Below are 13,891 nucleotides of genomic sequence, written 5' to 3'. Positions count from 1 at the left end.
CGATAGGGTCGGACCCGCGGACCCGGCCGTCGTGTCCGTGGTCGCGAGGCTCCTCGGCGTTCACCTGGACCCTGACACGGACGGAGGCTCGCATGCCGGGCACGAAGACCATCCTCGCCTCGCTGTCGGACGCCCTGGGCGAGGAACGTGTCGAGCAGGTCCTGGACCAGTTCTCCCGGTACTCGAACCAGCCGAACGCCGTCAAGGGCGCCTCGAAGCTGCCGAGCGACCCCGCGCTGGAGCGTGCGGCGCTGCAGGTGTTCGACGACCCGACTCTCGGGGCAGGCGCCAGGCTCGTCTCGTGGGACCTCGAGGGGGCCCTCGACGCCCAGGCGCTCTGGGCGCTCCTGGCGCTGGCGGCGCGCGCCGACGTGACCGTCCTCGACCGGCTCCCCGCCGAGGTCGCCGAGATGGACACCGCGAAGGTGGCCATGATCCGCCGAGCGGTTGCGAAGCACGGCGCGGCGATGCCGAGCGCTCCCGCGTCGGGGACCGCCCCGGCGACCGACGGCCCGGCGCTCCCCGACAAGGTGGCGCAGGTGGCGAAGTGGGTCGCCGCGCACCCGGAGACCGACCCACGGCGGTTCGCCGCACACCCCACGCAGCGGGCTGCCGAGCGGCGGGTCGCGCTGCGCGCCCTGGGCGCACTGGCCTCCCCGGCTGCGCTCGAGGTGCTCGCCGGGTACGCACGCGACAGCTACCCCGACGCGGAGCTCGCCGAGCTGCACCGCGCGTGGGGGAGCTTCGACCGGCGCGAGTTCGCCGCGACCATGTTCCTTCCCGGGGTGCTCGGCCTGAGCCTCGGCGAGTGCTCCAGCCTCGAGGGCATCGGCGCCGTGCACGGCCTCGAGCAGCTCGAGGCGCTGCTCCGCGACGACGTCGACCTCGCCCCGCTGGGGGAGTGCGCCGACCTTCGACGGTTGCGACTGAACGCCACCGGCAACCGCGGGCTCACGAGCGTCGAGCCCCTGGTGCACCTCCCTGCCCTCACGGAGCTGCACCTGATCGGCACGACGAGGAACGCCGACCTCACGGTGCTCCAGGAGGCCCCCGTCGAGCGCCTCTCCGTCTCCCTCGACGGTGCCGACGGCGCGTTCCTCGGGCGCATGCCGCGGCTGCGGTCTCTCGTGCTCTCGGGCGGCCTGGTCCCGGAGGACACCGAGTGGGTCGACGAGTCCGGCCCTGCGCGGCGGGCTGCACACCCCGGCCTCGTCGACGTGGCGCTGGAGCTGGTCCGCGCGGGCGTGGACGTTGTTGTGCCCCGGCTCGAGCGTTCGTGGGTCTCGCAGCTCCTGACGGCCGTGCCAGAAGATCTCTGCGTGGTCGAGCACAAGGGGTACGTCGGGCTCACCAGCGAGGCATCGGCTGCGGACGACCTCGCGAGGCGGCTGTCCCTCAACGCGGTGCCGTAAACGCGGTGCCGTGACGCGGTGACGTGACGTGACGTGGCGTGACGTGGCGTGCCGCGCGGTGACGTGCCGTGAGGTGCCGCTCTACGACGTGCTGACGTGCACGTGGTCGTAGTGGTTCGCGGTCGCCCCGCCGCGGTCCTCCATCCCCTCCCACGCGCTCGTGGGGTCGCCCGCCATCCAGATCTGCTGCTCGTAGATCACGTAGGTGATGCCGAGCGAGCCGGCGTTGGCCTGCAGGAAGCGGGCGATCTCCCAGCCGGTCTCCCCGGAGATCATGATGTCGACGGCACGGCCGGTGCCGTGGTCGCCGCTGTCGCCGGGCCGCGGCCCGCCGTAGGAGCCGACCTGCGGGAACGCGGCGCACACCGACCGGTACACCGCGCGGGCGTTGGGCTGCAGCGCCGACTCGATCCCGCTGCTCACCGAGCACGCCGCTCCGGACGTCCCGCCGGCGCTCGCGGCCACCGCCTGGGGGGCCTCGGGCTGGGTCGCGGAGAGGAAGCTCGAGTTGACCCAGGCGACGGCGCCCTCCCAGACGACCTGGCTCCACTCGCCCTCGATCGCGCCGGTGACGTCGACGGCGGTCGCGAACGCCGCCGTCGTGACGCGTCCCGTGTCCGCTGCCGGTCCGGTACGGACGTTCACCGCGTCCGTGGTCCACATCTGGCCCGTGACGGCGGGCAGCGGAGCCGGGGCGGGCGCCGCGGCGGCCTCGGGTGCGGGCACGACCGCGATCGGCGGTGCGGGGGCGGGGTCGGGCGTCGGGGCCTTCTCCTCGGCGGCGATCGGCTCGCGCTCGAAGGACCGGCTCGCCGCGGCGGGGGACCGCTCCGTGACCGGCTCGGCGCTCAGCGGCGCGAGGTCGGCGTTCTCGCCGGCCGCCTGCGGGCCGGAGCCGACGACTCCTGCTCCGAGAAGGGTGACCATCGCGAGGGCGGGAAGCCGGAGGGATCGTGCGGGCGCTGCGAGCCGGGACGGACGCGGGGGCGTCGGGAGCCGGAAGGAGCGCGCACGGGCAGCGGGTGCTGCGCTGTGGCGGCCACGAGACACGGTGCGCTCCAGGGATTTCGGTGACGGGGACCGCGCCAGTGTAACCAAACTGTTATACGGGCTGTCCAACCCGCGCGCTCGGTTCGAGGCCCCGCTGCCCTGGGGCCACGGTTGTCGTGCTCGCGGATCGCGAGTCTAGGGTGGATGCATGACTTCTCCCAGCGTCCCCCCGGTGACCCTGAACTCCGGGTACACCATCCCTCAGCTCGGCTTCGGCGTGTTCCTCGTGCCGCCGGACGAGGCCGAGAAGGCCGTCACCGACGCGCTCGAGGTGGGCTACCGCCACATCGACACCGCGGCGATCTACCGCAACGAGGAGGGGGTCGGTGCCGCGATCGCCAAGAGCGGCGTCGCGCGCGACGAGCTCTTCGTCACCACCAAGCTGTGGAACGACCGCCAGTCCGGGGAGCAGCCGCACGACGCGGTCCGCGAGAGCCTCGACAAGCTCGGGCTCGAGTACGTCGACCTCTACCTGACGCACTGGCCCGCGCCCGACCTGGGCACCTACTCGAACGCGTGGTCGAAGCTCGTCGAGATCCGCGACGCGGGCCTGGCCCGCTCGATCGGCGTCTCGAACCACCTTCCGGAGCACCTCGACCGGATCGTCGCCGACACGGGCGTCGTCCCCGCCGTCGACCAGATCGAGCTGCACCCGGCCTACCAGCAGCGCGACGTGCTCGCGTGGGCGGAGGCGAACGGCACGAGGATCGAGGCCTGGGGTCCGCTCGGGCAGGGCAAGTACCCGCTGTTCGAGAACCCTGCCGTCGCCGCGGCGGCCGCCGCGCACGGCGTGACGCCCGCGCAGGTCGTCATCCGCTGGCACCTGCAGCGGGGCTTCGTCGTCTTCCCGAAGTCGTCGCGCAAGGAGCGCATGGCGGAGAACTTCGACGTCTTCGGCTTCGAGCTCACCGGCGACGAGGTCGCAGCGATTGACGCGCTGGACACGGGCGACGGCTCGGGCCGCGTGAGCGCGCACCCGTCCGAGGTCCACTGACGCGACCCACAGACACCGAGGGGCGCCGTCCGGTCCGGACGGCGCCCCTCGGCGTCGGAGCGTGACCTGTCAGCCGCACTCGTCGCAGACGCCGGTGGCGGGGAGCACGGTGAAGCACGTCGGGCAGATCGCCGGGGGCCTCTCCGGCTCGGAGGAGCGCGACGTCGTCGTGCGTCGGGTGGCGCGCGGCGCGGCCGAGGAGGACGCCCGCGCGGCCGTCCGACGCGCCGGTGCCGCAGGTGCGGCGGGCGCAGCGCCGGGTACGTCGAAGCCGCGCTTGCGCAGGAGGTCGGCCACGGCGACGGGGCTGCTGCGGAACTCCTCGGCCGTCGCGACCCGGCCGGTGGCGTAGCGGTGCGCGACGCCGAGGATCGCCTGCGCGTCGTACACACGGTCGTCGTGGACCAGCGGCGACCCGGGGGTCGGGCTGAATCCGTACACCCCGAGGAACGCGTCCCGGCCGCGGTCGTCCCAGTCCGCTATCGCCTGGAGGATGTGCTGCCGGGTCACTGCCGAGAAGGTCGCCACGGAACGAGCCTAGACCGCTCGGCTCGGGGTCCCCGACGACGGGCGCGTGACCTCGGCCACGCGCGATCACGGCACCGTGTGGCCCGCACCGCGGAACAGCTCGTACCACTCGGCGCGCGTGAGCGGCACCTCCGAGCCCTGCGCGGCGCCGGCCACGCGTTCGGGGCTCGTGGTCCCGAGCACGACCTGCATCTGGGCCGGGTGGCGCGTGATCCACGCGGTCGCGATCGCGATGGGCGGGACGTCGTACCGCGACGCGAGACGGTCGATGACGGCGTTGAGCTCCGGGTACTGCTCCGAGCCCAGGAAGACGCCCGTGAAGAACCCGGCCTGGAAGGGCGACCACGCCTGGACGGTGATGTCGTGCAGGCGGCAGTAGTCGAGAATCCCGCTGTCGCGGCTGATCGACTGGTCGAGGCCTTGCATGTTCGCCGCGACGCCCTGCGCGACGATCGGCGCGTGCGTGATCGAGAGCTGCAGCTGGTTCGCGACGATCGGCTGCTCGACGTACCGGCGCAACAGCTCGATCTGTCCCGGCGTGTGGTTGGACACGCCGAAGGCGCGCACCTTGCCCGCGGCCTCCAGGTCGGAGAACGCGCGTGCGACCTCCTCGGGCTCGACGAGCGCGTCGGGCCGGTGGAGCAGCAGGACGTCCAGGTAGTCGGTGCGCAGGGCCTGGAGCGAGCCCTCGACGGACGCGACGAGGTGCTCGTAGGAGAAGTCGAAGTACGGGCCCTCGGGCACGATCCCGGCCTTGGACTGGATCACCCACTCCGAGCGCTCGGCGGGTGAGAGGGCGACGGCCTCGGCGAAGCGGCGCTCGCAGCCGTGCAGGTCGGTGCCGTAGACGTCGGCGTGGTCGAGGAACGTGATGCCCGCGTCGCGGGCCGTGCGCACGAGCGTGCGGACCTCGTCGTCGGTCTTGTCCTGGATGCGCATGAGCCCGAGGACGACGTTCGGGACGACGAGGTCCGTTCCGGGCAGGGTGAAGGTCTTCACCGGTGCTGCTCCTTCGATGTCGGGTGGGTCGGTCGGGACGTCATGCGGCCGAGAGCCGCGCGACCTCTTCGGGGTTCAGGGCGAGGTCGGCGGCCTGGGCGGAGTCGCGGATCGACTCGGGCCGTGACGCGCCGGGGATGGGCACGACGACGGGCGCGAGCGCGAGCTCCCACGCGAGCGTGACCCGGTAGACGCTCACGCCGTGCGCGTCGGCGACCTCCTGGAACACCGCATGGCGCGTGCCGAGCTCGCCAGCGTTCGCGATCCCGCCGAGAGGGCTCCACGGGAGGAACGCGATACCGAGCGTCGCGCAGTGCTCGAGCTCGCCCTGGCTCGAGCGGAAGCGCGGCGAGAACTGGTTCTGGACAGAGGCGAGGCGGTCGCCGAGCAGCTCGTTCGCGAGGTCGATCTGCGCGACGTCGGCGTTCGAGATCCCGGCCTGCTGGATCACGCCCTCGTCGAGGAGCTCGACGAGAGCCCCGATCGAGTCGGCGTACGGGACCGTCGGGTCGGGGCGGTGGAACTGGTAGAGCCCGATCGCGTCGACGCCGAGCCGGCGCGCCGACTCCTTGGCGGCCCGCTTGAGGTAGGCAGGGTCGCCGTTGCGCGTCCACGTCCCGTCGCCGGGGCGCAGGTGGCCGCCCTTGGTGGCGACCAGGACGCCGGACGTGTCGCCGCCGTACGACCGGAGCGCGCGGGCGACGAGCTCCTCGTTGTGACCGACCTCGTCGGCGTGCACGTGGTAGGCGTCGGCGGTGTCGATCAGGGTGACGCCCGCGTCGAGCGCGGCGTGAACCGTCGCGACCGAGCGTGCCTCGTCCGGGCGGCCCTCGATCGACATCGGCATGCCGCCGAGGCCGATCGCCGAGACCGTCCAGGATCCGAGAGTGCGCTGCTGCATGGAGACTTCCTCACGGTCGAGGGGTAGGAAGAACGTGGCGCCGAGCCGGCTGCCCGCTGGGCTCCCGTGGGACGACGTCCCGGCAGCCACGAGCCTAGGAAGCGGTAACCTAGAAGTCCAACGATTGCTGGTTGTCGTATGTAGAAGTGTGAGTCATCAATGGATCTGCGGCAGATGGAGTACGTCGTCGCGCTCGCGGACGAGCGCCAGTTCACCCGCGCCGCCCAGCTCGTCGGGGTCTCGCAGTCGGGCCTCTCGGCGGCGATTCGTGGACTCGAGCAGGAGCTCGGCGCGAGCCTCTTCACGCGCACGACGCGCCGGGTCGAGCCCACGGACGCCGGTCTCGCCCTGCTGCCCCACGCACGGTCCATGCTCGCGCAGGCTGCGGCCGCTCGCGACGCGGTCGTCCAGGCGACGCGAGAGCTGTCGGGGTCCCTGCGGGTCGGCGCGGAGCAGTGCCTCGGCATCGTGGACGTCGCGGCGCTGCTCGAGCGCTTCCACCGCCGCTACCCGCTCGTCGAGATCCACTTCGCCCAAGCCGGCTCGCACGACCTGCTCGGGCGCGTGCGCGAGGGTGCCCTCGACGTGGCCTTCGTCGCGACGACCGAGCACCTCGGGCCGCTGTCGCAGACGGTCCTCGGCAGCGAGCCGCTCGTCCTCGTGTGCGCGCCCGAGCACCCGCTGGCCGCACGCGGACGCGTGGAGTGGTCCGACCTCTCGGGCGAGGAGTTCGTCGACTTCGACCCGACATGGGGCGCGCGTCCTGTGAACGACGCGACGTGCGCCGCGAACGGCGTCCACCGCCGCGTGCGGTGCACGGTCAACGACGTCCACACGCTGCTCGAGCTCGTCGACCGCGGGCTCGGCGTCGCGCTGGTGCCTCGGCACGTCGCGGCCAAGCCCCAGGCGGAGCGGCTCGTGACGCTCGCGCTGCCCGACGTCGGGACGCCGAGCTGGGTGGTGTCCGTCGTGACCGGGCGGTGGGACAGCAGCGCGTCCGCCGCGCCCCAGCTCCTCGAGCTGCTCGCCGACGCGCCCGCGTGCCGCGGCGTCGAGGTCGTGGCGGACGCTTCGTGAGGCGGTCGGCGCCTTCGCCCACCGGTGGCGCCACGCCGCTCTTCCCGATGCGGAGCGTCGTCCTCGGCGCGTTCGTCCCGACGCTCGTCCTCGAGATCGGCATGGGGGCGATGCTCCCCGTCGTCGCGGTCACCGCGACGGGCCGCGGCGCGAGCCTCACGGTCGCCGGACTCGTCGCAGCCCTCGTTCCGATCGGCAAGATCCTGTTCGACCTCCCTGCAGGCGCGCTCGCCCAGCGGGTCGGCGACCGCGCGGCGATGCTGCTCGCCGGCAGCCTCGCCGTCGCCGCGTTCGCGACGATCGCGCTCACGCCGGACCTGTGGGGTCTGGCTGCCGGGGTCCTGGCGCTCGGGGCGTCGACCGCCGTCTTCAACCTCGCGCGACAGGCGTACCTCACGGAGATCACGCCGCCGCTGCGGCGGGCGCGTGTGCTCTCGACGCTCGCGGGGGTGCACCGCATCGGCCTGTTCCTCGGTCCGTTCGCCGGCGCGGCCGTGATCGCCGCGACGGACGTCCGCGGGGCGTACTGGCTCGGGGCCGGGGCGGCGGCCGCCGCAGTGGTGGTCCTCGCCGTCGTGCGTCCGGACCCGACGCCGCACGACGGCCTACGGACCACGCGCGCCACGGAGCGCCGACCACGCGTGAGCATCGCGGGCGTCGCCCGGCGCAACCGGCACCTCTTCGCGACGCTCGGCGTCGCGATCCTCCTCGTGAGCGCCGTGCGGGGCGCGCGCCAGACCGTGATCCCGCTCTGGGGCGAGCACCTCGGCCTCGACGCGGAGGTCACGTCGCTCGTCTTCGGCGTCTCCGGTGCGCTCGACATGCTGCTCTTCTACCCGGCGGGCAAGGTCATGGACCGGTTCGGCCGGCTGTGGGTCGCGGTGCCGTCGATGCTCACGATGGCCGTCGCGCTCGCGCTGATGCCGCTGGCCCACACGGTCGCGGCCGTCACGGTCGTCGCGGCGCTGCTCGGCGTGGGCAACGGCATGGGATCGGGCATCGTCATGACGCTCGGAGCCGACGTCGCGCCGCCCGACGCGCGTCCGACGTTCCTCAGCGTGTGGCGGCTCTTCCAGGACTCGGGCGACGCTCTCGGCCCGCTCGTCCTGTCGGCGGGCGCGGCGCTCGGCTCGCTCGCGGCGGGGGTGTGGGCGACGGCGGCCCTCGGCGCCGGCTCGGCCGCGGCGCTCGCGCGCTGGGTGCCGCGGTACTCGCCGCTCGCGAACCTGGTGCGGCGGGACTCTGGGCACAAGGGCGTGCACGGGTCGTCCGACGCGTCCTCGCGTGGCTCGACGGCCAGCTCGGGCAGCGGGCACGACCGCATGTGAGGGCGGTCACCACTCGCGATGTCACGTGACGGGCCCCGCGCACGTCTTCATGCTCGTCCGGTGCACTCCCGCGCCGGCGACCGGAAGGAGACCGTCGTGGCCCGTATCACGCTCGACCCGCCGCGCACCCTGCTCAACCGCGCCCTCGCAGTGCTGTCCCGTCGTCGGTACGGCGCCGTCCTCGACCCGCTCGCCGCGGTCGGGCACAACCCGCGCGTCGCGACGACGTACTGCGTCCTCGAGGCCGGTGTCGCCCGCTGGCGCAGCCTGGACCCGACCCTCACCGCGCTCGCGGTGATGGCGTCGGCGGTGCAGATCGGCTGCTCGTGGTGCGTCGACTTCGGCTACTGGGAGTCCGAGCACGGCGACGTCGACCCCCGCAAGCTCCACGACGTGCCAGGGTGGCGCGACAGCGAGGCGTACACGGCCGTCGAGCGGCGCGTGCTGGAGTACGCCGAGGCGGCCACGGCGACCCCGCCCACCGTGACCGACGAGCTCGCGGCGGCGCTCGTCGACGACCTGGGCGAGGCCGCGTTCGTCGAGCTCACCGCCCTGGTCGCGCTCGAGAACCTGCGGAGCCGGATCAACGCGGCCCTGGGACTGTCCAGCCAGGGGTTCAGCGACCGGTGCGAGGTCCCGCTCGCCGGCGGCCTGCGCACGGCGGGGACGGCTGGCAGGCTGGCCGGGTGAGCGACAGCACCGCGCCCGGGGCACCCCTCGAGCCGTTCGCGACGCACCGCCGCCTGCTCTTCACGGTCGCGTACGAGATGACCGGATCGGCCGCGGACGCCGAGGACGTGGTCCAGGAGGCGTGGCTGCGCTGGTCGTCGTCGGCCCGGTCCGGCGTCCGGGACCCGCGCGCCTACCTCGTGCGCGTCACGACCCGGCTCGCCCTCGACCGACTGCGCGCGCTCCGGTCGCGGCGCGAGACGTACGTCGGCTCGTGGCTGCCGGACCCGCTCCTCACATCGCCCGACGCCGCGCTGCAGGTGGAGCGCGCGGAGGAGGTGTCGATGGCGCTGCTCGTCGTCCTCGAGACGCTCAGCCCGCTCGAGCGGGCGGTCTTCGTGCTGCGCGAGGTGTTCGACGTCCCCCACGACGAGGTTGCCCGGGCGCTCGACCGCACGCCCGACGCCGTCCGGCAGCTCGCGCACCGTGCGCGCGAGCACGTGCGGGCGCGCCGCCCGCGGTTCACCCCGCCCGACGATGCGCAGCGGGCCGCGGTCGAGCGGTTCATGGTCGCGTGCGCCACGGGAGACACGGCCGCGCTCGTCGAGATCCTCGCGCCGGACGTCGTCGTGGTGAGCGACGGCGGCGGCAAGGCACGCGCGGCGCTGCGGCCCGTCGCGGGCGCGGACAAGGTGGCGCGCATGCTCGTGGGTCTGTCCGCGAAGCCCGAGACGACCGCGATGGACTTCGAGCCTGCGCTCGTCAACGGCGCCCTGGGTGGCGTGTGGACCGTCGACGGGGAGCCGGCCATGGCGGCGACCGTCGAGTACGACGGCGAGCGCGTCGTCCGCGTCCTGCTGTTCCGGAACCCGGAGCGGCTGGCCGGGCTCAGACGAGCGTGAGGACGCCCAGCACCCCGACCGCCAGGGCGAGCGCGAGCGAGACCGCGATGAGCACGACGTGCACCGTGAGGAAGCGCGTCGCGCGTCCGTCGGCGTCGCGCGAGCGGGGGTCCTTGGCGATGCGCTGGAAGAAGCGCGGCCAGATGAGCAGGTTCCACCCGGCGGCGACGAGCAGGACGACGGACCAGGCGACGGGGAGCTCCACGCCTCGAGCATGACAGGTCGGGACCGCGCGGCGGGACCCGGCGTCGTCCGTCGGTTTGTGTGCTCGACCACATCGACGCGGTCGCTCCTGTGAGGTTAGCCTTGCCTCCGACCGCCGCGCCCGCGGCGGGTCGTCCCGCCCGGCCTCGGCGCCGGGCCGCCCGCGAGGAGCCCATCGTGGCCGCGTTCAAGATGGTCAAGCCGGTCGACGCCCACGTCGTCACGCTCGAGGTCGTGGGGTCGAAGCGCGTGAGCCCCAACGTCGTGCGCGTGACGCTCGGCGGCGAGGGCATGGACCACTTCACGCCGATGGGCTTCGACCAGTGGTTCCGGCTCTTCCTCACGCGCGACGACCAGGACGCGCTGAGCCTGCCGACCCGGACGTCGGGCCTGTGGTACGTCCAGTACCTCGCGACGCCCAAGGCGCGGCGCCCGTGGGTGCGCAGCTACACCGTGCGGGCCACGCGTCCCGACCTGGGGGAGCTCGACGTCGACTTCGTCGTGCACGGGGACGGCGAGGGCCCGGCGTCGTCGTTCGCCCTGACCGCCCAGCCCGGCGACCGCGTCGGCCTGCTCGACCAGGGCGTGGGCTACAACCCGCGGGTGCCGCACGACTGGACGCTCGTCGTCGCCGACGAGACGGGCCTGCCGGCCGTCGCGGGCATCTGCGAGTCGCTGCCCGACGACGCGCGCGGCCTCGCGATCGTCGAGGTCCCCGAGATGGCCGACACCCAGGACTTCCGCGTCCCGGCGGGTGTCGAGCTGCGCTGGATCGCGCGCGACGGACTCCCGGGCGCCCAGGCGGGCGCGGGCGACGCTCACGACGGGGTGCCCGGCCGCCTCGCCCTCGAGGCCGTCCGGTCCGCCGAGCTCCCCGCCGGGCCGGTCTACGCCTACGCGGTGGGGGAGTCCTCGCTCGCGACGGGCGTGCGCCGGCACCTGGTCAACGACCGTGGCGTGCCGAAGGCGCACGTCGACTTCGTCGGGTACTGGCGCCACGGGCAGGCGGCCTCGGCCTGAGCCGACGACTCTCGGGCGACCTGCCGCGCGGCGTCGGGCGGCAGGTCCCCGCTACGGTCGCGGGTGCTCAGACCTTGCGCAGCTGGTTGAACATCGGGCAGTCGAAGGGGTCGCGCGCGGACAGGCCCACGCGGTTGAGGTAGCGCACCACGATCCCGTAGGACTGCACGAGGCTCGTCTCCGTGTACGGCAGACCGAGGTTCGCGCAGTGCTCGCGCACGATCTCGCGCGCCCGCGCGAGGTGCGGCCGGGGCATGCTCGGGAACAGGTGGTGCTCGATCTGGAAGTTCAGCCCGCCCATGAGGATGTTCATCCACCAGCCGCCGCGGATGTTGCGCGACGTGAGGACCTGCTTGGACAGGAAGTCGATCTTGGCGTCCTCGGGGATGATCGCCATACCCTTGTGGTTCGGCGCGAACGAGGCGCCCATGTAGACGCCGAAGACGGCGAGCTGTACGCCCAGGAAGGCGAACGCCATGCCGAGCGGCAGGAACCAGAAGATCGCGCCGACGTAGAGCGACAGGCGCAGCGTGAGGATCACGAGCTCGTTGACCCGAGCCCGGACGTTGCCGCGCGCCCGGCCACCCGCGAGGAGCGAGCGGTATGCCTGGACGTGCAGGTTCAGGCCCTCGAGCGTCAGCAGGGGGAAGAACAGCCAACCCTGGTACCGGTTGATGACCGCACGGAAGCCCTTGGCGGCGGCCGCGTCCTCGTCGATGAAGACGACGACGTCCGGGTTGATGTCCGGGTCCTTGCCGCGCTGGTTGGGGTTGGCGTGGTGGCGGGTGTGCTTGTTCATCCACCACGAGTGGCTGATCCCCACGACGCCGTTGGCGAGCACGCGCCCGAGCCGGTCGTTCGCCGGTCCGGAGGTGAAGACCTGGCGGTGCGACGCCTCGTGCGCGACGAACGCGAACTGCGTGAAGATCAGGCCGAGCGCGCCGGCGATGAGGAGCTGGAACCACGAGTCACCGAGGAGCACGAAGCCCGCGACGGCCCCGCCGAGCGCCAGCGTGAGCACTGCGAGCATCCACAGGTAGTAGGCGTGGGTGCGGTGCAGCAGCCCGGCGTCACGGACCGTGCGTGACAGGGCGCTGTAGGTGCTCGTGACGGTCTTGCCGTCGTCGGTGCGGGGGCGGGTCGCCCGGAATCCCGGGCGTACGGTGGCTGAGGTCATGGACGTCCTCGCTGAGGTCGGTGTCGACTTCCCAGCCGCGGAGTTGAGCAGGTGCTCGTGGTGCAGATCACCCCACCCTACGGGACCGTAGGTTGCACGCGCGAGATGTGCACGTGAAGAAGCCGTGGGGGAGCCGTACTGCCCGTGCGGGAGCTCAGGCCGCGAAGCGGAACGTCTGGCGGTACTCCGTGGGCGTGATACCGACGGCTCGTCGGAAGTGGTGACGCAGGAGTGCCGCCGACCCGAGCCCGCAGCGGCGCGCGACCTCCTCGAGGTCCAGGCGCGTCTCCTCGAGCAGCGTCTGTGCGTGCGCGACGCGCTGCGACGTGAGCCAGGCGAGCGGGGTCGTGCCGGTCTGCGCGACGAACGAGCGTGCGAACGTTCGCTCGGACGTGTGCGCGCGCCGGGCGAGGTCGCGGACCGTCAGCGGCTCGTCGAGGTGCTCGGTCATCCACCCGAGCAGCTCGGCGAACGAGTCCTCCTCGCACTCGGGCACCGGGCGCTCGATGAACTGGCGCTGGCCGCCGTCGCGCTGCGGCGGCACGACCATGCGCCGCGCGATGGTGTTCGCGATCTTCGCGCCGAGCTCGCGCCGCACGAGGTGCAGGCACGCGTCGATCCCCGCCGCGGTGCCGGCGCTCGTGATGAGGTTGCCGTCGTCGACGAACAGCACGTCCGGGTCGATGTCGAGGCTCGGGTGCCGGCGCCGCAGCTCGTCGGCGTGCATCCAGTGGGTCGTGACGCGCCGTCCCTCGATCACGCCCGCTGCCGCCAGCACGAAGACGCCCGAGCACACGCTGAGCAGCAGGGCGCCGCGCTCGGAGGCCCGGCGGACGGCGTCGAGCACCTCGGGCGGGTAGTGCGACCCGATCCGGATCGCGGGCACCACGACGAGGTCGACGTCGTCGGTCGCGTCGAGACCGTGACCCGGGACGACCTGCGCCCCGACCGAGGTGCGCACCGGTCGACCGGCCTCCGGGCCGCACACGCGGAAGTCGAAGCGCGGGACGCCGTCCTCGCTGCGGTCGAGGCCGAACACCTCGCACACGACGCCGAACTCGAACGGGGCCAGGCCGTCGGACACGACGGCAGCGACGGAGCGCAACATGCAGCGCACGCTACGCCTGTGGCGGGATCTTGTCGAGAGGTGTCGGTTCTGCCACTCGTCGCTCCGCGGGCGCGGCGCGAGGGTGGGGTCATGGACATCTTCTGGGGTGTGGTGGCACTTCTCCTGGTCGTCGGCTCGACGACGGCGGCGCTCGCGGTGCGGCGCGAGGACCCGGCGCGGCCCTGGTTCCCCGCCGGGTCCGACGGCGCATGGCCGGGTGGCGACGCGTGGCACGGTCGGTCGGACCGGACCGTCCACGGCGAGCGCTGGGACCGCGACGCGCAGCGGCTCGACGCGGACCTGCGGGGAGCGGCGACGCAGCGGGATGTGCGGACGCCGTCGGTCGACCCGCACGAGGTCGCGGCCGAGCTCGTGCTGCGGCGCGTCGTGCCGAACCCCGCGGTGCGCGACGGCGTCCGCGGCGTACTTCCGGCCCCTGCCCGGCCGGCGCCTGGGGCACCGAAGGCGTCGTCGCGGCGCGCGCCCCTGGCGCGCTGACCACCCAGCCGGGAGAGGGGCGTC

The 13,891-nt window shown here is 73.4% G+C and carries 15 protein-coding genes; 8 read left to right on the top strand and 7 right to left on the bottom strand.

Going from position 1 to position 13,891, the window contains the following annotated elements:
- Positions 1 to 92: 92 nt before the first annotated feature.
- Entirely contained in the window at positions 93 to 1,412 is a 1,320-nt protein-coding gene (locus ACMXGY_RS13575; protein WP_483773520.1) for a hypothetical protein, read from the top strand.
- Between the two features lie 81 nt (positions 1,413 to 1,493).
- Here the strand turns inward: ACMXGY_RS13575 and ACMXGY_RS13570 are convergent, their stop codons facing one another.
- Positions 1,494 to 2,339 carry a VldE C-terminal domain-containing protein gene (locus tag ACMXGY_RS13570; RefSeq protein WP_483773519.1) on the bottom strand — a complete coding sequence of 282 codons (846 nt, stop codon included), beginning with the start codon at positions 2,337 to 2,339 and terminating at the stop codon, positions 1,494 to 1,496.
- Positions 2,340 to 2,610: 271 nt separating this feature from the next.
- Between ACMXGY_RS13570 and ACMXGY_RS13565 the strand changes: the two genes are divergently transcribed.
- The gene (locus ACMXGY_RS13565; protein WP_483773518.1) at positions 2,611 to 3,456 is read left to right on the top strand and encodes an aldo/keto reductase; all 846 of its coding nucleotides are present in this window, start codon (positions 2,611 to 2,613) and stop codon (positions 3,454 to 3,456) included.
- Between the two features lie 69 nt (positions 3,457 to 3,525).
- Here ACMXGY_RS13565 and ACMXGY_RS13560 read toward each other — a convergent pair whose 3' ends face one another.
- The 3 genes from ACMXGY_RS13560 to ACMXGY_RS13550 all read right to left on the bottom strand — a co-directional run bounded on the left by ACMXGY_RS13560 (position 3,526) and on the right by ACMXGY_RS13550 (position 5,884).
- Positions 3,526 to 3,984, bottom strand: coding sequence for a ScoMcrA-related endonuclease (locus ACMXGY_RS13560; protein ID WP_483773517.1), 459 nt, complete (start codon positions 3,982 to 3,984; stop codon positions 3,526 to 3,528).
- Positions 3,985 to 4,050: 66 nt separating this feature from the next.
- Positions 4,051 to 4,983 carry an aldo/keto reductase gene (locus tag ACMXGY_RS13555; protein WP_483773516.1) on the bottom strand — a complete coding sequence of 311 codons (933 nt, stop codon included), beginning with the start codon at positions 4,981 to 4,983 and terminating at the stop codon, positions 4,051 to 4,053.
- A 40-nt stretch (positions 4,984 to 5,023) separates the two neighbouring features.
- Positions 5,024 to 5,884: an aldo/keto reductase gene (locus tag ACMXGY_RS13550; protein ID WP_483773515.1), complete on the bottom strand. Its 861-nt coding sequence runs from the start codon at positions 5,882 to 5,884 to the stop codon at positions 5,024 to 5,026.
- A gap of 159 nt (positions 5,885 to 6,043) precedes the next feature.
- On the opposite strand from ACMXGY_RS13550, the gene ACMXGY_RS13545 reads away from it, so the two are divergent.
- From ACMXGY_RS13545 to ACMXGY_RS13530, 4 genes are all read left to right on the top strand, one after another.
- Entirely contained in the window at positions 6,044 to 6,961 is a 918-nt protein-coding gene (locus ACMXGY_RS13545) for a LysR family transcriptional regulator (protein WP_483773514.1), read from the top strand.
- A gap of 47 nt (positions 6,962 to 7,008) precedes the next feature.
- On the top strand, positions 7,009 to 8,289 hold the full coding sequence (locus tag ACMXGY_RS13540) for an MFS transporter (protein WP_483773513.1): 1,281 nt from the start codon (positions 7,009 to 7,011) through the stop codon (positions 8,287 to 8,289).
- Positions 8,290 to 8,385: 96 nt separating this feature from the next.
- The gene (locus tag ACMXGY_RS13535; RefSeq protein ID WP_483773512.1) at positions 8,386 to 8,979 is read left to right on the top strand and encodes a carboxymuconolactone decarboxylase family protein; all 594 of its coding nucleotides are present in this window, start codon (positions 8,386 to 8,388) and stop codon (positions 8,977 to 8,979) included.
- Positions 8,976 to 9,860: an RNA polymerase sigma-70 factor gene (locus ACMXGY_RS13530; protein ID WP_483773511.1), complete on the top strand. Its 885-nt coding sequence runs from the start codon at positions 8,976 to 8,978 to the stop codon at positions 9,858 to 9,860. The genes ACMXGY_RS13535 and ACMXGY_RS13530 overlap by 4 nt, the downstream gene beginning before the upstream one ends.
- Here the strand turns inward: ACMXGY_RS13530 and ACMXGY_RS13525 are convergent.
- Entirely contained in the window at positions 9,847 to 10,065 is a 219-nt protein-coding gene (locus ACMXGY_RS13525) for an SCO4848 family membrane protein (RefSeq protein ID WP_483773510.1), read from the bottom strand. The genes ACMXGY_RS13530 and ACMXGY_RS13525 overlap by 14 nt on opposite strands.
- Positions 10,066 to 10,241: 176 nt before the next feature.
- Between ACMXGY_RS13525 and ACMXGY_RS13520 the strand changes: the two genes are divergently transcribed.
- On the top strand, positions 10,242 to 11,084 hold the full coding sequence (locus tag ACMXGY_RS13520) for a siderophore-interacting protein (RefSeq protein WP_483773509.1): 843 nt from the start codon (positions 10,242 to 10,244) through the stop codon (positions 11,082 to 11,084).
- Between the two features lie 67 nt (positions 11,085 to 11,151).
- Here ACMXGY_RS13520 and ACMXGY_RS13515 read toward each other — a convergent pair whose 3' ends face one another.
- Positions 11,152 to 12,261, bottom strand: coding sequence for a fatty acid desaturase family protein (locus ACMXGY_RS13515; RefSeq protein ID WP_483773508.1), 1,110 nt, complete (start codon positions 12,259 to 12,261; stop codon positions 11,152 to 11,154).
- Between the two features lie 154 nt (positions 12,262 to 12,415).
- Positions 12,416 to 13,369: a helix-turn-helix domain-containing protein gene (locus tag ACMXGY_RS13510; protein WP_483773507.1), complete on the bottom strand. Its 954-nt coding sequence runs from the start codon at positions 13,367 to 13,369 to the stop codon at positions 12,416 to 12,418.
- 90 nt (positions 13,370 to 13,459) lie between these two features.
- Between ACMXGY_RS13510 and ACMXGY_RS13505 the strand changes: the two genes are divergently transcribed.
- Positions 13,460 to 13,867 carry a hypothetical protein gene (locus ACMXGY_RS13505; RefSeq protein WP_483773506.1) on the top strand — a complete coding sequence of 136 codons (408 nt, stop codon included), beginning with the start codon at positions 13,460 to 13,462 and terminating at the stop codon, positions 13,865 to 13,867.
- The last annotated feature ends 24 nt before the right edge of the window (positions 13,868 to 13,891 follow it).

Source organism: Cellulosimicrobium sp. G4 BAM 1002 (assembly GCF_057126935.1).
This window is presented reverse-complemented; position numbering and strand designations above follow the sequence as displayed.